General features: G+C 37.3%; 21 protein-coding genes and 1 other annotated feature. Of the genes, 2 read left to right on the top strand and 19 right to left on the bottom strand.

Annotated features, from left to right (window positions below):
* Positions 1–79: 79 nt before the first annotated feature.
* The 19 genes from ACFOUV_RS02345 to ACFOUV_RS02255 form a co-directional block, all read right to left on the bottom strand.
* Positions 80–634, bottom strand: coding sequence for a YhcN/YlaJ family sporulation lipoprotein (locus tag ACFOUV_RS02345; RefSeq protein WP_379495158.1), 555 nt, complete (start codon positions 632–634; stop codon positions 80–82).
* 68 nt (positions 635–702) lie between these two features.
* The gene (gene nadE / locus ACFOUV_RS02340; RefSeq protein WP_379495157.1) at positions 703–1,443 is read right to left on the bottom strand and encodes an NAD(+) synthase; all 741 of its coding nucleotides are present in this window, start codon (positions 1,441–1,443) and stop codon (positions 703–705) included.
* A gap of 146 nt (positions 1,444–1,589) precedes the next feature.
* Positions 1,590–2,621 carry a SafA/ExsA family spore coat assembly protein gene (gene safA, locus ACFOUV_RS02335; RefSeq protein ID WP_379495156.1) on the bottom strand — a complete coding sequence of 344 codons (1,032 nt, stop codon included), beginning with the start codon at positions 2,619–2,621 and terminating at the stop codon, positions 1,590–1,592.
* Positions 2,622–2,866: 245 nt separating this feature from the next.
* A complete protein-coding gene (gene pheA, locus ACFOUV_RS02330; RefSeq protein ID WP_379495155.1) occupies positions 2,867–3,718 on the bottom strand; it encodes a prephenate dehydratase in 852 nt (283 codons plus the stop codon).
* A gap of 36 nt (positions 3,719–3,754) precedes the next feature.
* The gene (obgE, locus tag ACFOUV_RS02325) at positions 3,755–5,035 is read right to left on the bottom strand and encodes a GTPase ObgE (RefSeq protein WP_379495154.1); all 1,281 of its coding nucleotides are present in this window, start codon (positions 5,033–5,035) and stop codon (positions 3,755–3,757) included.
* A 13-nt stretch (positions 5,036–5,048) separates the two neighbouring features.
* Positions 5,049–5,582: a Spo0B domain-containing protein gene (locus ACFOUV_RS02320; protein WP_379495153.1), complete on the bottom strand. Its 534-nt coding sequence runs from the start codon at positions 5,580–5,582 to the stop codon at positions 5,049–5,051.
* Between the two features lie 220 nt (positions 5,583–5,802).
* Complete coding sequence (gene rpmA / locus ACFOUV_RS02315) at positions 5,803–6,093, bottom strand: 50S ribosomal protein L27 (protein ID WP_379495152.1); 291 nt, start codon at positions 6,091–6,093, stop codon at positions 5,803–5,805.
* A gap of 13 nt (positions 6,094–6,106) precedes the next feature.
* Positions 6,107–6,436, bottom strand: coding sequence for a ribosomal-processing cysteine protease Prp (locus ACFOUV_RS02310; protein ID WP_379495151.1), 330 nt, complete (start codon positions 6,434–6,436; stop codon positions 6,107–6,109).
* 12 nt (positions 6,437–6,448) lie between these two features.
* On the bottom strand, positions 6,449–6,757 hold the full coding sequence (gene rplU, locus ACFOUV_RS02305; RefSeq protein WP_379495150.1) for a 50S ribosomal protein L21: 309 nt from the start codon (positions 6,755–6,757) through the stop codon (positions 6,449–6,451).
* A gap of 13 nt (positions 6,758–6,770) precedes the next feature.
* Positions 6,771–6,841: a sequence feature (ribosomal protein L21 leader region), on the bottom strand.
* Between the two features lie 60 nt (positions 6,842–6,901).
* The gene (locus ACFOUV_RS02300; RefSeq protein WP_379495149.1) at positions 6,902–7,762 is read right to left on the bottom strand and encodes a site-2 protease family protein; all 861 of its coding nucleotides are present in this window, start codon (positions 7,760–7,762) and stop codon (positions 6,902–6,904) included.
* On the bottom strand, positions 7,749–8,513 hold the full coding sequence (locus tag ACFOUV_RS02295) for a peptidoglycan DD-metalloendopeptidase family protein (protein WP_379495148.1): 765 nt from the start codon (positions 8,511–8,513) through the stop codon (positions 7,749–7,751). Before ACFOUV_RS02295 ends, ACFOUV_RS02300 begins: the two co-directional genes overlap by 14 nt.
* A gap of 147 nt (positions 8,514–8,660) precedes the next feature.
* On the bottom strand, positions 8,661–9,461 hold the full coding sequence (gene minD / locus ACFOUV_RS02290; RefSeq protein ID WP_379495147.1) for a septum site-determining protein MinD: 801 nt from the start codon (positions 9,459–9,461) through the stop codon (positions 8,661–8,663).
* Positions 9,454–10,140, bottom strand: a complete 687-nt coding sequence (minC, locus tag ACFOUV_RS02285) for a septum site-determining protein MinC (RefSeq protein ID WP_379495146.1) — start codon at positions 10,138–10,140, stop codon at positions 9,454–9,456. Before minC ends, minD begins: the two co-directional genes overlap by 8 nt.
* Before the next feature lie 62 nt (positions 10,141–10,202).
* The gene (gene mreD, locus ACFOUV_RS02280; protein WP_379495744.1) at positions 10,203–10,742 is read right to left on the bottom strand and encodes a rod shape-determining protein MreD; all 540 of its coding nucleotides are present in this window, start codon (positions 10,740–10,742) and stop codon (positions 10,203–10,205) included.
* Positions 10,742–11,620, bottom strand: a complete 879-nt coding sequence (mreC, locus tag ACFOUV_RS02275; protein ID WP_379495145.1) for a rod shape-determining protein MreC — start codon at positions 11,618–11,620, stop codon at positions 10,742–10,744. The genes mreD and mreC overlap by 1 nt, the downstream gene beginning before the upstream one ends.
* Before the next feature lie 18 nt (positions 11,621–11,638).
* A complete protein-coding gene (locus ACFOUV_RS02270) occupies positions 11,639–12,676 on the bottom strand; it encodes a rod shape-determining protein (RefSeq protein ID WP_379495144.1) in 1,038 nt (345 codons plus the stop codon).
* Between the two features lie 230 nt (positions 12,677–12,906).
* Positions 12,907–13,632 carry a RadC family protein gene (radC, locus tag ACFOUV_RS02265; RefSeq protein ID WP_379495143.1) on the bottom strand — a complete coding sequence of 242 codons (726 nt, stop codon included), beginning with the start codon at positions 13,630–13,632 and terminating at the stop codon, positions 12,907–12,909.
* A 164-nt stretch (positions 13,633–13,796) separates the two neighbouring features.
* On the bottom strand, positions 13,797–14,663 hold the full coding sequence (locus ACFOUV_RS02260; protein ID WP_379495142.1) for a hypothetical protein: 867 nt from the start codon (positions 14,661–14,663) through the stop codon (positions 13,797–13,799).
* A 121-nt stretch (positions 14,664–14,784) separates the two neighbouring features.
* The gene (locus ACFOUV_RS02255) at positions 14,785–16,053 is read right to left on the bottom strand and encodes a bifunctional folylpolyglutamate synthase/dihydrofolate synthase (RefSeq protein WP_379495141.1); all 1,269 of its coding nucleotides are present in this window, start codon (positions 16,051–16,053) and stop codon (positions 14,785–14,787) included.
* A gap of 59 nt (positions 16,054–16,112) precedes the next feature.
* On the opposite strand from ACFOUV_RS02255, the gene ACFOUV_RS02250 reads away from it, so the two are divergent.
* Together ACFOUV_RS02250 and ACFOUV_RS02245 are read left to right on the top strand one after the other, a co-directional pair.
* Positions 16,113–17,003, top strand: a complete 891-nt coding sequence (locus ACFOUV_RS02250; protein ID WP_379495140.1) for an ATP-grasp domain-containing protein — start codon at positions 16,113–16,115, stop codon at positions 17,001–17,003.
* Positions 17,000–17,851 (top strand): ATP-grasp domain-containing protein, encoded by an 852-nt coding sequence (locus tag ACFOUV_RS02245; RefSeq protein ID WP_379495139.1) that lies wholly within the window; start codon positions 17,000–17,002, stop codon positions 17,849–17,851. The genes ACFOUV_RS02250 and ACFOUV_RS02245 overlap by 4 nt, the downstream gene beginning before the upstream one ends.
* Positions 17,852–17,963: the final 112 nt, after the last annotated feature.

Genomic DNA, 17,963 nt, shown 5'->3' with positions numbered 1-17,963 from the left:
TCCTCTCTAGAAATTCTTTTCTAACTATATCAAAGAATACAGTTTTGGAAAAGGAAAATCCTTCAGGCTTCAATGGCTTTTAGTCATTTATTTGAAATAAATCCTCGATAAATTCCTCCATACCTTCTCCCATATTTTTCGACTGCAATCTTGCGTCAAAGTCTTTCATACGATCCCATTGAATATCATCTGTATAAACTATAATCTCTTTGTCCGTCTGTGGGACAATTTCTCTTACGTTTTCTTCAATATCATCCGGTATTTGACGATCAAAGTGCTCACGAAGCATTACCGCAACGATAATTCGGTCATCCGTCGAGGCTACCTGTGCTTGGATGATATCTTTTTGTTTCTTTAATTCCTCTGTAATACGAATCGATTCCTCATTGGTAAATGCATCTGAATACTTGCTGAAATCAGAAGAATTGACTCCTTTCTGTTCACTCTGCGGATAACCGCCTCGTTGACCAATTGAAGGCTCTTGGATGTTATAGATATCCCTATTCCTATCATCATAATGCATTGGCTGTACGGATTCTTCAGGTGGGTGTTCAGAAGTATTCTGTTCTTCGCCATTACAAGCTGCAAAAATAAAAATCATCAAAACAAATAACATTAAATTTTTTGTACGCATAAAATAAACCTCCCTTATACATAGTTTGTATAAGGGAGGTTTATTTACACAGTTAAATTTAGGAAAAATTAACTTCTGTTAAATTGTGGAAGAGCTTCACGTTTGTGTGCCGAACGTTTATGCAGATTTTCGATAATTTCCTTATCTTCATCAGAAATTTTATTGCCTTTCAAATAAGTGTCAATTGTATCATAACTTACTCCCATTTCCGATTCATCGGTTTGGTCTTCCCAAAGATCAGCACTTGGTTTTTTAGTGACGATTTGTTGGGGTACTTCGAGGTATTTCGCCATTTCTCTAACTTCTGTTTTTGTATATTCTACAACTGGAAGTATATCCACACCACCATCACCGTACTTCGTAAAGTAACCTGTATACCATTCTGCAGCATTATCCGTTCCTACAACCATATAATTATAATTGGTGGCCAATGTATACAAAGTACTCATACGAAGTCTTGCTCTTAAGTTTGCTCCAGCTAGACGGTCATTCGCTTCATTAAATTCGTCCTTTTCTTTCAAGCCATTTTGAATTTGTTCATACATGACATTATGCGTTTTCGTTAAATCCACTGTCATGGAGTCTATTTTACATTGCTCAATTACGTTTTTAGCATCATCCAAATCTGCATCTGATGTATAGATAGGCATCAAAACACCAAGGGAGTTATCTGGACATGCCCGTTTAATTAAATTGGCTACTACGGCTGAATCAAGTCCACCACTTACCCCAACAAGCAACCCGTCTACACCTGCTAGTTTCACTTGATCCTGTAACCATTCAACGATTGCATTTACTTCTTTTTCCAATTTTCATCTCTCCTTGATTATAGCAATTTACTTTATATTCTAACATTGTTCTAGCTTTTTTCAAAAAATATAGCTGTGGAGATGTGAAATTTGTTGAATGCAAAACAAAATAAGAGACGAATAAGATTCGCCTCAGGTGATGTACGCTATTCATCTTCTTGATTTTCTTTTTCTTTACGAAGTGCTGAAAAATTCGGGAATGAAGGTGGTTTTGGATAAAAATCTCCATCTTCCGGCATCGTTCCAAATTGTGGAGGATACATACCGGGATTGGATTGGTGTGACGGATATGCATTCGGCATGTTCTCCATGCTCGGCTTCATCTGCTGATTAGGATAGGGAACTAATTGGCTTCCATTACAACCACAGTCAGACATTGGTGCAACTTGTGTTGGCGGTTGAAAAACTGGTTCCATCTGTCCATCAAAAGGCATTTGAAATTGATGATAGCTACTAGGATGGCAGCATAGTGGATGAAAATGCCAGCAAACAGGAACCGCATGATGGAACGGAGGCTGCATTGGCTGGTGATGTATAGGCTGATATACTGGCGGTTGATGTATCGGTTGCATTGGTTGCTGGGCAGGTTTCAGATCGATTGGTTGTTGCATTGGTTGTTGCATTGGTTTCTGCATTGGTTTCTGCATTGGTTTCTGCATTGGTTTCTGCATTGGTTGCTGCACTGGTTTCTGCATTGGTTGCTGCACTGGTTTCTGCATTGGTTTTTGAATCGGTTGTTGCTTTTTCACTTCTTCCTTTTTAACTTCCTTTTTTTCCGGTTTTACTTGTGGAGCTTTCATTTGAGGCATCTGAGGGAAATTTATTGTCGTATACTGTTTAATATCCTGTTCCATGATTGGCATTTGTGGCATTGCAGGAACTGGCATTTCAGGTTTTACAGGCTTCTGAATCTGATAATCATCCTCTTCAATTGCTGCTATTGGCGTAGGGGAAGTGTCCTTGTACGGTTGAACGGCTTCCTTTTTTGTTTCCTTTATCGCAACTGATTCTTTTTTTACTGCTTTTGTTGAACCAGGTACTTTAATTTTCATTCCCGGCATAATCATATCAGGGCTAGATAATTGTGTGTTCATTCCTTTCAATTCTTCAAAATCAACACCATACTTTTTTGAAATTTCCCACAATGTATCTCCTTTTTGAACAATGTGTATCTTCAAAATGAACCATGCTCCTTTCATTGCATATAAATCTGGGCTAATTACTCTATATCAGCATATGCACCAAAAGAAAAAAAGTTGCCCATCAATTTTTAAAACCTATCCAATTAAATTGGTAAGTACAATACACTTAAGCGTTGAAAGGCGACGTGGCTGTGTATGTGTGTGAATTAATTTATGTCATACTTTATATTTACCTCTTAAAAAAAACCGCCCATTGCGATATACGCTGTGGACGGCTTGTCTCAAATATTTAAAGGGTAGACAGGATATGTACCAAGAATAGTCACTTTACATCCCAATGATTCCAATTCAGCCTTTACACCTGGAAACAATACATCATCATACGGCTGGTCTACATCGATGAGAAAGAAGTAATTTCCCAATCCAGTTTTGGTTGGACGGGATTCTATTTTTGATAAATTCATTTTTCTCCAAGAAAACGCCGATAATATTTGATGCAATGCACCAGCCTGATCACTTGGTAATGTGATTAACAAGGTTGTTTTTGTTACTTGAATCGGATGGTTTATCTTTACCAATTCTTCGTTCTTCGATAATACGAGAAAACGTGTATGATTATTCGGATAGTCATGAATATTTTCTTTGAAAATTCGTAAACCATATTCCCTAGCAGCTAGTTTGTTACCAATTGCTGCTATGGATTCCCTGCTTTCACTTACCAATTCTGCCGCTTTACCTGTAGATGTTGTGAAAACCATATTGGCTTCAGGTAAATGCTGATGTAAATATTGATGGCACTGTGCGATTGCATGACTATGTGAATGTACCTCCGAAATATCTGATAAATCCCCTTCGAAATCAGATCTTACAAGCAAATGCTGCTGAATTGGAACTATTAATTCTGCAGCAACGGGAAGTCTTACCTGGTGAACAAGATAATCAACGGTTAATTGCACCGTACCTTCAATCGCGTTTTCTAATGGAACAACACCGATTTCGATTTCATTTTTGTCTACAGCATCAATACATTCAGGAATTGTTTTAAAACCCCGTGTTGCTTCTTGATTAAACGCAGTATCTACTGCCAGTTTTGTAAATGTCCCCTTTGGACCTAAATAACCAATTGTTGTCAAAATCTTTCCTCCCCCAAAAGCATTTTATTGCTTTATCTATTCTATAAATTCAAATTCATAATCCAATAGACGAATGATATCTCCATCTTTAGCCCCACGTTCTCTAAGTGCTTTGTCTACACCCATTCCTCGCATTTGACGAGCAAAGCGTTGCGCTGCTTCATCATGTTGGAAATCAGTCATTTTGAATAGCTTTTCTATCTTATTACCATAGAGTACATAGGCGCCGTCTGGGTCCCTAGTAAGTTTAAACGGAGCTTCTTCTTTTTGATGACGATATACTACCGTCTCGTCGATATCCTCTATTTCAGTCGTTACTTTCGGAATAGCTTCCAACGTATCAGCTATTGCGAAAAGAATATCCCTTAAACCTTCTTTGGTTAGTGCAGACATTTCATAAACCGGATAGTCCTCACCAATTTGTTCTTTAAATGTTTCCAGGTTTTCTTTCGCACCCGGCATGTCCATCTTATTAGCTGCAATAATTTGCGGCCGTTTCATTAATTTTTCATCATATTCTTCCAGTTCCTTGTTAATTTTCATAAAATCTTCATATGGGTCTCGACCCTCCGTACTTGCCATGTCAATTACATGAACAATGACCCTCGTACGTTCTACGTGTCGTAGGAATTGATGTCCAAGACCAACCCCCTCGGATGCACCCTCAATTAATCCTGGAAGATCAGCCATAACAAAACTACGATGATCGCTTGTGTCCACAACACCAAGATTAGGAGACAGTGTTGTAAAATGATAATCTGCAATTTTAGGTTTTGCTGCACTTACTACAGATATAAATGTTGATTTACCAACACTTGGAAAACCAACAAGACCTACATCTGCAATTAGCTTCAATTCCACTTTTATATTACGTTCTTGACCTGGTTCGCCGTTCTCTGCCATATCTGGTGCAGGATTATTTGGTGTAGCGAAACGCGTATTTCCGCGGCCACCTCTGCCTCCTTTGGAAATAACTGCCTGCTGCTCATGTACCAATAAATCAGCAATTACTTCCCCAGTATCTTCATCGAATACTGTCGTCCCAGGGGGAACATCCACGACTAATGGCGCTGCATTTTTCCCATGCTGGGTTTTACTCATTCCATTTTCGCCACGTTTTCCTTTGAAATGACGGTTATATCGAAAGTCCATAAGTGTGTTGAGCCCCTCATCAACTTTAAAAACTACATCTGCACCATTTCCACCGTCTCCACCAGCAGGTCCGCCCATTGGCACATACTTTTCTCTTCTATAAGCAACGAGACCATTACCCCCGTCACCAGCTTTTACATATACACTGACCTGATCTACAAACATTCCATTCACCTCATTATTGACATGGTACCGAAAAACCGATAATTAAACCATCAATTGTCCTATCTATGTCAATTTCTTTGTTCACAAATTTATTTTTCATTTCCTCTATCACAAGTCCATCCATCTCTTTGTCACCATTTATGAACAAGACAACTTTCATGATGGGCTTATTTGGTACTTCCTTCAATTCAAGAAATACTTGATAAAGAACTAGTGGATCAAGTTCCTTGATACAAAACTCCATAATTTCCCGACACTGTTCTACTAATATAGAATCTGATATATGCACATTTTTATACTCTGCATGGATTTTATACGTTAAACGGAAATTTTCAAAGTTACTATTGAACTCAAGAATCCAGAGCATAAAGGCAGGCACATTCAAACTCATTAATTTGCGTTCTTCATTGTAAAAATTCAGAACTTCATAAAGTTTCTCTTCTGCTTTTTCAGTCTTCCCCATACTTAAATAACCTTGAACAACCTGCAACCGATTCATTAAATCGTGGCGATAATGCTGTAAAACATGAATAACTTCCTCACTCATTACGCTCTCACCCCATTATGATGAAAAGTATAGCAGAAATCTACTAAAAGCGGAAGCTCCTTTGTAGCTGTGTTAGTAACGAACCCATACAAAAGGACGGGTGATAGTTCAACGTTGTGCTACGTGTTGTTGACTTATATAGGACCTGTTCCAATAACCAAAAACAAATTCATAATAAAAACTCCAGCCAACGAATTGGCTGGAGTTTTTATAAGATTAATTATGCTTCTTGTGCAACCGGATATACACTTACTTTTTTACGATCTCTACCATAGCGTTCAAATTTCACAACACCATCGATTTTAGAGAAAAGAGTGTCATCTCCACCGCGGCCTACATTTTCGCCTGGGTAAATTTTCGTACCGCGTTGGCGATATAAAATAGATCCACCTGTTACAAATTGTCCGTCGGCACGTTTTGAACCAAGACGTTTGGATTCAGAATCACGACCGTTTTTTGTGCTACCTGCACCTTTTTTAGTTGAGAAAAATTGTAAATCAAGACGTATCATGGATTACACCTCCTTATTTATTTTTTATCTTTATAAATTCACTATACTCAAGTTCAATTGATTTTAGTGATATGAGCATACCCTCGAACAAAAGCTGTACTTCTGCCATTATTTCTGGTCGAAGTTGATTCGGGAGTTTTACAGATAAATAACCGCCTTCTCCGCCTTGTTCGATGTCCAGGTTTGTTTCACATAATTCCATTACTGCATTAACTGTTCCAATTGATACAGCCGATACTCCTGCACATACAAGATCATAGCCGTAAGGACCACTATCAGCATGTCCAGATAATTCAAAAGATTTAATTTGATTGTCTGATCGATTTACAGTTACTAGAATCATATTCCAAAACCCTTATGCATTGATTTTTTCAATCACTAATTTTGTGTAAGGCTGACGATGACCTTGCTTACGATGGTAGTTTTTCTTTGCTTTAAATTTGAATACAGTAATTTTCTTCTGACGGCCTTGTTTTTCAACTTTAGCTGTTACAGTAGCACCATCAACATATGGAGCACCAACTTTAACATCATCTCCGCCGACGAAAAGAACTTTTTCAAAAGTAACAGATTCACTTGTATCTGCTGCAACTTTTTCTACATAAATTTCTTGGCCTTCAACAACTTTAATTTGTTTACCGCCTGTTTCAATAATTGCGTACATACTTGCACCTCCTTAATAGACTCAGACTCGCCATACAGGTACTCCGAAGAGTTTAAGACCTGTTCTGTGCGGTTGTAGCACGGGTGCTACGATGAATAACGTATTGATAATATCATGATTCTTCACTGTTTGTCAAGCTCACAATTATTTATAAAGAAATATGTCACCTATTGTATGATTATAGGCTTTTTCATAAAAGTAACTTTGCAGACAGTCACTCTCATCCACCGATTTACGTTCATTGCCGGGATAGATAATATAAATTGGGTGTTTCTTTTCTCTTCTGAATTGCGAAAACACTTCTAAAAAAGAACTTTCCGATGCAACATGCAGTGGTACGACTCCGTTAATTGAAGACTCTCCATCATATCTCCTTAGTAAAAAGCGCATAAAGACATAGAATCGCTGTTTCCAATCTGTCCTATTTTCCATGAATAGAAATATCCATATAAAAAAAGAACTTAATGTAAAAGGAAAAAATAGAAGTTGTATGATTAAGACGATGACAATGGTAACCATCGAAAATAGAATGGTAAAGTGATACGATTTTTTAAAGGGAAAGTATGCAGAAGTTAATAAAAGAAGTAATTTCCCTCCATCCAATGGCCAAATGGGAATAAGATTAAAAATAAATAGGATCGTATTATAATAAAGTATGAGTTCCAGTACAGACAAAGGGAAAATTTGAAATGCTTCAGCCAAAAAGCAAAAGAAATAAATGATAAGATGCTGAAATGGTCCAGCGATAGTAACAAGTACTTCTTCTTTCATCGGCTTATTCCCATGCTCATCTGTGTCCATAACTCCACCAAAGACCCAAAGCACAATATTCTTTATTCTCCATTTAAATACTTTCGCAGCTGTATAATGGCCCAGTTCATGAAACAGGACGAGAAAAAAAATAATAAATAATTCCAAAAATGTGCCGGTAATAAAGGAAATTACAATGAAAATGTATAGAACAGGATGAATGTGAATACTTGGTACATAATTAGTTAGATTCATCAACCTGAATCACCTGGACTGGATCAATATAATCATTATCTTTCGTTATGGAGAAATAAACAGTCTCATTTTCAGCGTTAGGGACAAAGCTTCCTATCCGTTGATTTCCTGAGATAAATTGATATAGATGTACATCAATAGAGCTAAGATTTCCATAATTGGATACTGATCCATCTGAATGCTGAACAGTTACCGTTTTATTCGTCTCTCTGTCATTTCCTGAAAAAATGACTACTCCTTCTCGAATTGCTGATACATTTGCTGTTTCACCAGGACTAATCATGATGCCTGTTCCATTTACCTGAAAGGTTTCTGTAATGTTGCCTGTTACAGGTAGGGCTATTTCCTGATTTTGATCCATTTGTGCAGTTGAACTGGGTGATAAGGATAATGGTTGGCCAAATGTTTCTTTATACCATACATTTACTTTTGCAAAGGGAAATTCGTCAGTCAGTACCTGGCTTGTCCATTCTTTAGGCTTTTGTAAGATATCGGAATCCGTTTGCCATACGATTGCAGTACCAAAGAAAAGCATGACTGATAATATACCCTTCACAGCGATTCCAGCAGCCCCATTACTTTTCCCATTAGATTCTCCAGTACCTGTAAACACAGGATAATAACCATGTTTTTCCTCTGTTTCTGGAAATGGTGAAAATAATTGCTTGCTACTACCTGTGCCTGGATTTACTCCACGCACTTTTTTACGCTGTTCAATCGACTTTCTGATTTTCTTGATATCTTTGTCCATTTTCCTCACATTCCTTCAGTATCATTTATACATCTATATGTACAAAAGGAATAATGTATGAACAAAAAAGATGTAATGAAGTTAGGATTTCATTACATCTTTGACCATATCTAGGAATCAAATAAGAGATCTATTCTCTTTGACGATTTACGCACGCATACCAATAAATTTTTTCAATCTCTTTAGTACCCCTTTATCATCTTCAAGTGATTGTAATGGAACGGTTTCACCGAGTATCCTTCTGGCAATATTTCGGTAAGCAAGAGATGCTTTTGAGTTTGGACTAAGTGCAATTGGTTCCCCTTTATTTGATGCTTTGATCACTTCATCATCATCAATTACGATTCCAATTAAATCAATAGACAATAATTGAACAATGTCATCTACATCAATCATATCTCCACTTTTCATCATATGATTTCGGATACGATTGATTACTAATCTAGGAGACTCTTTCATATCTTCCTTCTCAAGCAATCCTACAATTCGGTCAGCATCACGAACACTGGATTTTTCTGGAGTGGTTACTACAATTGCTCTATCCGCACCGGCAATTGCGTTCTGGAATCCTTGTTCAATACCGGCGGGACAATCTATAATAATATAATCATATTCTTGTTTTAATTCAGTGACTATTTCTTTCATTCCTGACGTAGTTACCGCTGTCTTATCACTAGTTTGCGCTGCAGGAAGCAAAGATAAATAATCGAAACGTTTATCCTTAATGAGTGCTTGCTTAAGTTTACAGCGCCCTTGGATTACGTCCACGATATCGTATATGATTCTGTTTTCAAGTCCCATTACTACATCAAGGTTTCTTAAACCAATATCTGTATCTATTAAACAAACTTTTTTATCCATAAGAGCCAGTGCTGTCCCTATATTTGCTGACGTTGTGGTTTTACCAACCCCGCCTTTTCCGGAAGTAATAACAATTGCCTCACCCATTATTCATTCTCCTTTCGAATCCGCTTATTTCCTTACGTTTATGTGAAAGAACTTTTAACGAATCAATAATAATTTTGCCCTGCTCCTCATCGATGATTCCACATTCCATATATACACCATCAGATTCGTAATCAGGTGCACGGCTTATATAATCAGCAATTCGAAGTTGTGTCGGCTTCATATATGAAGCTACTATAAATGAATCAGGATCACCTTCTGCACCCGCATGAGCAATCCCAAATAAATTACCCATGATATAGATATTTCCGGTTGATACAACCTTACCACCAGGATTGACATCCCCAATTAATAGCAAATCCCCTTTAACTTCCAGAACTTGCCCGGACCGTACAATACGATTTATCGCTTTTATCTCACTATCTTCCTGCCATTTCAAAGCATCTTCTATTCGGATAAGCTCTGATTCTATCGTTTCAATTTTGAAACGATTTTCCATACTGATAATACTTCTTAAATCGTTTTCTTGTTCTTCGGTTAAGTACCTGTTCCCTAATTTAACTTTCACAGATACGATAGGTTCATCTTTTTTTGGTTTGCTAGCCTTAATAATTTCTTCCAGTTCTCTAATTGCATCCTTATATGATGACGAATCCTCAATAAATATACTAAGTCCTTCTCTTGTTCCTTTTATTGTAATTATCTGTTTCCTGTCCTGCACAGCAAGTTCACCTCATTAAAATTAACCTAACTTGTTTATGTAAGGACACTATGAAGGATTCCTCACAGTGTCCGGTTTCCAGTTAGTTGTTCTCTTTGCCACCTGGCAAGCCTTTTGGCGGTGAAAGGATATAGAAGTAATATAAATACAAGATTTGACAAAACAGTTGGAATCATCCGGCTGAAGGTATAATCCTCAAAAACCATGTCTGCTAATCCCACCGAAGTATAAATCAAGTATATAAAGAGATCTGCCAAGAGTACACCGACAGCTCCCAATAATACTAATACGTAAAAGTTCCCATGTAGAATTTTCTTTAAACCATGGATAATATAAGTGGCCAACCCATAGGAAAACATGTACACACCAAGTACTCCCGTATATACGACATCAATCAGTAGTCCAAAAAGTAATGCATATACAATGGAATGATACGTATGATCCTTATCATAGAAAACTGCCAAGTATACTAAAAAAGCAAAAACCCAGTGAGGTACGAGCATAAGATTACCCATCACAAGGTCAGATGGTAATAGTTCTAATGCTACTCCCTCAAGTATGGTTAAAAGAAAGAGGATGAGAGGAAAAAATAAATGTTTCATCACTCATCTTCCTCCTCATCATTGCTTTCTATCGGTTCAGCAAGTGCACGATCAACTACAATAACATTACGTAAATCATACATATCAGCAGCAGGATCAATCATCGCAATTCGAGTCAGCCCATATTGATCCGAAACTACCTCCTTGACAGTACCTATGGGCAATCCAGCTGGAAATTCTCCTCCTAGTTCAGAGGAGACAACTAATTCTCCCTCTTCTAAATCTTTTTCCGATTCTTCGATAATTCGGAAGAGGAGTGAATTGGTTTCCTCATCAAACCCTTCTATCATACCGAAGATATCATTTTCATCTTCTCGTGAAATGGTTGCGGAAATGCGGTTGTACTGATCAAAACCGGTTAACAGCTGTACAGTGGATGTGAATTCAGATGTACTTTGAATTTTTCCAACCATTCCTTCTGCAGTAATGACTACCATATTAGAACGGACACCATCCTGCTCTCCTTTATTGATGGTTACTTGTTCCACCCAACGCTCTGGAGACCTGGAGATAACCGTAGCCTGTATGGGGTCATAGTCTCTGACAGATTCTGATATACCAAGTAAATCCCTTAACTCTTCATTTTCTTCTTCAATATCCTGAACTTCATAAATTAAGCTCTTATATTGGGATAGTTGTTCTTTCAATAACTGATTCTCATCATATGTGTTTTTGAAATCTTTTATATTTGTCACGATATCTGTGACAAAGGTAACAGGGGTATGAATCACGTTTTGTGTCCATCCAACTGTATCATTGATGAATTTTTCGACAGTGGTTAAATTTTCTCTATCTTTGAATGAATATCCTATTAATGCTACCAAGACGATAAATCCGATTAGTAGAATAAATAGTCTTTTGTTACGAAAAAATTGCATAAGAACACCTACTACTTATTAATTTAAAGAACGAGATGAAACATTAGGACTGGAACGGAAATGATGGATATAATCCAATGATTTACCTGTTCCTATTGCTACACTTTCCAAAGGATTATCTGCTACAAATACAGGTATTTTAGTCTCATCGCTTATCACCTGATCTAAATTTCTGAGCAATGCTCCCCCACCTGATAATACAATCCCACGATCCATAATATCCGCTGCTAATTCAGGAGGTGTTTTTTCCAAAGTAATTTTTACTGCATTCACAACTGCGTCAACCGTGTCATCCAGGGAAGTAGAAATTTCATTTGCAGTAATTGTAATGGTTTTCGGTAAGCCTGTTAGGAGGTCTCGGCCACGAATATCCATTTCCTCATCCGAATTTGTTTTTCTTGCGACACCAAGATCCATTTTTATAGACTCCGCAGATCGCTCACCAATCAACAAACTATAATTTTTCCGAATGAAATTAATGATTGCTTCATCCATATTGTCGCCTGCAACCCGAATGGATTCACTGGTTACAACACCGCCAAGAGAAATAACGGCAACTTCAGTTGTTCCTCCACCAATATCCACAATCATACTCCCTGTTGGTTCCCAAACAGGGAGCCCTGCCCCAATTGCTGCTGCAAATGGTTCAGCAATCGGAAATGCATCTTTTGCACCTGCTTGTTTAGAAGCATCAATCACGGCACGTTCTTCAACCATCGTAATTCCTGATGGCACACAGATCATAACGTTCGGTTTTTTAGCCAAGAAAGAACGTTTTTTCATCGCTTGTTTCATGTAATACTTCATCATGATGGCTGTCGTTTCATAGTCCGCAATGACGCCGTCTTTCATAGGGCGTATAACAGAAATATTCCCCGGAGTTCTTCCAATCATGTTTCTCGCCGAACTACCTACTGCCTCTATTTCGCCAGTTGTAATGTTTTTTGCTACAACAGAAGGTTCCCGTACAACAACACCCTTCCCTTTGACAAAAACAAGTGTATTAGCGGTCCCTAAATCTATTCCTAAATCCTGTGAAAAGTTAAAAATTCCCAATAATATCTCCCTTTCCGATACAATTCCGCATTTATATGTAGTTTTACTATATCGATTAATTATATAAGTCGCAAACAATCATTAATTATTGCATCTTAATTAAAATAAGTAAACTATTCTATTTGTTTCTCAAATTAGAACAAGCGCCAATTTCTATTAAAACTCGAAAAATGGCGCTCTAATTTCAATTCTTATATAATTATACGAAAAATCTTCTAAAATAGATAGTATTATAAGTATCCTTTTTCTTTTAAAGAAACAAATTTTCGGTCTCCAATTATTAAATGATCCAAAAGTTCAATACCAATCATCTTTCCTGATTCAACCAATCTTCTTGTAACATGAATATCTTCCTGGGAAGGTGCGGGATCTCCGGAGGGATGATTATGAGCGACGATAATAGATGCTGCAGATCGCTTCACTGCTTCTCGATAGACTTCTCTGGGGTGGACAATAGAGGCATTTAAGCTACCGATGAATATCGTTTGCCTATGAATAATCTGGTTTTTCGTGTTTAGAAACAATACGACAAAATGTTCCTGCGTTAAATTCCTCATTTCTTCCATGATATAATCTGCACCATCATCCGGCGATTTAATTACATATTTTTCATTCGGTTTGTATTCATTCATACGTTTACCAAGTTCGATAGCCGATAGAATTAACAAGCCTTTTGCAGTTCCGATTCCCTTTATGGCAATCAATTCTTCGATTGTGGCTTCTCTCAATAATTTTAAACCATCAAAATGCATTAACACCCGATTTGCAACCGACATTACCGGTTCATCCTTCGTACCACTTCCAATTAAAATAGCAAGTATTTCTTGATTGGATAAATGAGCTGGTCCTAGCTTTAGTAATCTTTCACGAGGTCGATCTTCCTTCGGGACATCTTTAATCGTTATTGTTGATAGTGTCAATTCCCATTCTCCTTTCTTTCGTAATACCACTATCATACCTGCTTCTTAAGAGAGCAACAAATAGCTAAAATAGAGTTATGACTATTATATTAGCATCAACAATCTAAAAATCTCCTAGAGAGAAATGCCTTTTAATAGGTGTTCATTACAGCAAAATTAAAAAACAGGTAATTTTTAAATTACCTGTTTCTGACCAATACCTATTCTAATAATTGCTCATAGAAATACATCCACTCCAAAAGTTGAAGGTGATCTCCATCTCCACCAGACTCACTTATGGAAGATAGAAGTGGAGTTAATTTAGTTGACTCATCAGGTTTTTGTTCTAAAAGATTCGTCCATTTTTCAGTGGGAAACGTATTCTGTTCATTCAAGTTGTTTAATGTATCCTGCCACAAACTGCGAAATAGTTCCATCCAGTTTTCCTCTTCTTCCGTAAGCTCAATTTCCCCATTTATCGTCGTCCATTCCTTCACAAATATATCAACAGAATTATCCAGTTTTAATTCATCAGCTAGAAATTTAGCATCTTCCTTTGTATTCGCCGCACCAGCAATAAGAAAAAACTGATTATCCCGCTCCCAAGTCATCGTTGGTAGCCCTTTAGCGTTATAAATAGATGCCCATTCTTCAGCATTTACTTTCTCAGAAAAGAGACCAACCTGCAGAATGTGCGCCTGCAATGGTTCAAGGTTTATAGAAGAAGTTGTTGTCGTTTCTTTATTCTCGGTTACTGCGGTAGACGGATTATTATTTAACGTTTGTCCAACCATATCTGCTTCCACATCTACAAATAAGCGTAACATCACAAAGCCGAGGATAGAACCAACTATGATTGCTGAACCGATAGCGAATATAATAGGTTTAAAATACTGATATTTATTTTTCCTCATTTTACTGCCAGCTTTTTTTGATTTATGAAGCCCTGTTAAAACAGGGATAGTGTCATCAGAGTCATCAAGGGCAGCCGCGAATTCTTTTTCTGCGGATGAATTGCTTCTATCATTCAGTTTGTACTTCAGTTGTTTCCCGTTTTTCTCTACTAAGATTGCTTTGTTTTTGTCCACGATAATCGCCTCCTGTGCCCGCTAATATGTTTAAACTCTAGCACACAGATTTTAAAAAGTAAGACGAATAATGACAAGCTCAGAAAAAATCGTTCTACATATTTCCTGTAATTCCCCTAACCTATTTAATCGCTAAAATATAGGTTCGAACAAGGAAAATGAAATTTAAAGAACCAGTAATAAAATAATAACCAGATTCCTTCTTTATTATTTCATCAACTGCCTCGATCCAATTATCATGGATACGTTTATTTACGTCTGACGATGAACTAAATAATTGCTCGGTTTGGGCAGCACGGGGATGAGGAAAGCTTGTAAATGTTATGGATGCGAACTTGTTTTCAATTTGCTCAAGCATCAATTCGAGATCTTTATCTTTAAATGCAGCAAATAAAATATGCTTATACGTATGAGGGAAATTTTCCTCAACAGTTGATAAAAAAGCAGCCATTCCATCCGGATTATGAGCCCCATCCAATATAATGATAGGCTCGTTGCTAACCAACTCAAATCTCCCAGCCAATCGTGTAGCTGCAATTGCATCCCCTGCTTTTGAAAACGAAATAGAATACCCTTTGTCTGAAAGTAGTTCCAGTGCCATTAAAGCAATCGATGCGTTTTTTGCTTGATGTTCACCGACCATATTTAGTCTTGTTTCTATTTGTACGTGGTTGCCTTTCCATATAAATTGTTGATGCTTCTCCCTTCTATAAAAGAAATCTTCATCCAACTTATATACACCTGTTTTTCTTTTCTCTGCTTCTAATTCAATGACCGATTCTGCCTCTCTATCCAGCTCCCCAGTAATGACAGGTGCATTCCTTTTAATAATCCCAGCTTTCTGATATGCTATTTCAGCTATCGTTTCTCCTAGGAATCTTGTATGGTCTTTTGCTATATTTGTTATAATGGATATAATTGGCTGAAAACAGTTCGTTGTATCTGCTCTGCCACCCATTCCTGCTTCGATAAGCGCAATATCACCGTTAAGTGAGAAATAAAGAAACCCTAATGCTGTAATAATTTCAAATTCGGTTGGAGCGAGGTTTTCATTATCCAATTGCTTAATATATGGATAAATCTCATTACAGAGTTGAAGAAACTCTTCATTACCTATTTCTGTATCATTTAAATAGATATGACCAGTTAATCCAGTTATGCTTGGTGATATGAAAACCCCCACCTGATATCCATTTGCCTGCAGTGCATTTTTAATATATTGAACGGTTGACCCTTTGCCATTTGTACCTGCAACATGGATTGCCTGAATTTCTTTCTGTGGATCACCTAAGAGCCCTAGTAGTCGCTGGATGCGATCCAATCCAGGCCTAATACCAAGTGATTTTCTAGTATCAAAAAAGGATTCAACTTCCTGAAAGGTTGTAAACATAATTCCACCACTTCCCCAAAATATAAGTAAAGTAAGTATAGCAGAAAGGAACGGAGCCAATGAATAAAAATGGATGGATTATCTATAATGGAAACCTGCCTGGCAATAAATTTCTTGATTATGCAGAAATGATTCAACAGGCGGCTGCAGCAAAAAGTATAGAAACAACGATTTATAAAAACAATGAACTACTTAGCCTGTTGACTAAGGACCAACTTGATCTATTAGAGCCTTATAAGAAAGAATTGCCAGATTTCGTCGTATTTGCTGATAAAGACATATATTTAGCGAGACAACTCGAATTACTAGGTGTTCGTGTTTTTAATTCGGCTAAAGCGATTGATACGAGTGATGACAAAATAGCAACCTATCAATATTTAGCTGCAAATCAATTGCCGATTCCAAAAACGATTATTGCACCAAAGATTTTTTATAAGGGCAATGTTGATCCATCACTTTTGCAACAGGTCATCGAAAAACTAGGCCAACCACTGATTATTAAAGAAGCATTTGGCTCTTTTGGTGAACAGGTATATTTGCTTGAGAATATGGAAGAAATTATAATGAAAATAAAAGAAATTCAAGGGAAACCTTATCTATTTCAAGAGTTTATTCCTTCCAGTTTCGGCATGGATTTACGTCTTCAAGTCGTTGGCGATCGAGTTGTTGCAGCAATGGCAAGAAAAAACACCAATGATTTCCGTGCCAATGTAACTGCCGGAGGGACAATGAATACATATACCCCATCAAAAGCTGAATCAGACCTGGCAATTGCTGCAGTAAAGGCAATCCAAGCTGATTTTGCCGGAGTAGATTTGTTGGTCGGTAAAAACAATTCAAGACTTGTCTGTGAAGTTAATTCAAACGCTCATATACGAAACCTCCTTGATTGTACGGGGATTAACGCTGCTGATTATATTATCGACTATATTATGGAGGTCCTATTATGAAAACCGGGTGGCTAATTTACAGTAAAGAAGATGCCGTACAAAACTCATCTTATATTGATTGGTTTATCGAAGAAGCGAACAAGCAAGCACTTGCCTTAAATTTAATTCTTCGTGAAGAAATGACAATTGGCATTGTGAAGAATCAGCAATGTGTTCAGGTAAGAAATGAATCCGTAGACCTTCCAGATTTTGCAATTGTCAGGAGCATCGAACCACTCTTAAATCTGCACCTGGAAGCTTTGGGAGTATCTGTCTTTAATTCTTCCATCGTTTCCAGCATTTGTAATAATAAGGCTTTAACACATCATCATATCAATCAGCTCGGTTTACCGATGGTGGATACGATTTACAGCAAAAGAGAAAGTATACAGGATACACCTCCCCTAGCATATCCGTTTATCGTTAAGGAAGTCAGTGGCAGAGGTGGTAAACAAGTATACTATATTGAAAACGCAATGGATTGGATGAATTGCAAAATGAGCATTCAAACAGACATCATTATACAATCTTCGGACGTACAGCTCGGCAAGGATCTTCGTGTTTTTGTTGTCGGCAAGGAAATAGTTGCTGCTGTCCTTCGAGAAAGCTCAACTGACTTTAGGGCCAATTACAAATTAGGGGGGTCTGCACAACTTTACAAGTTAAATGAAGAAGAAGAGAATCTAATTCATCAAATTATAAAGACCTTTGATTTTGGCATGGTTGGTATCGACTTCCTTATCGGTCATGAGGGTGAGCTCTTATTGAATGAAATTGAGGATGTTGTTGGGTCCAGAACATTAAGTGCAGCGGATGATGTTAATATTTTAGAGAAATATATTTCTCATATTAAAAAAAATTTATTGTAGAAAGGCGGAAATCCCAATCAGGATTTCCGCCTTTCCATTTGTCTCTCGTAAGTATTGCTACATTTAATCCTAGCAATTGACATAAAAGATGGTACAGTTTTTCTCTTTTGTA

The sequence above is a fragment of the Oceanobacillus longus genome (assembly GCF_042650085.1).
Taxonomy (GTDB): Bacteria; Bacillota; Bacilli; order Bacillales; family Amphibacillaceae; genus Oceanobacillus; species Oceanobacillus longus.
The sequence above is the reverse complement of the archived record's forward strand: the minus strand, read 5'-3'. Positions and strand labels throughout refer to the sequence as shown.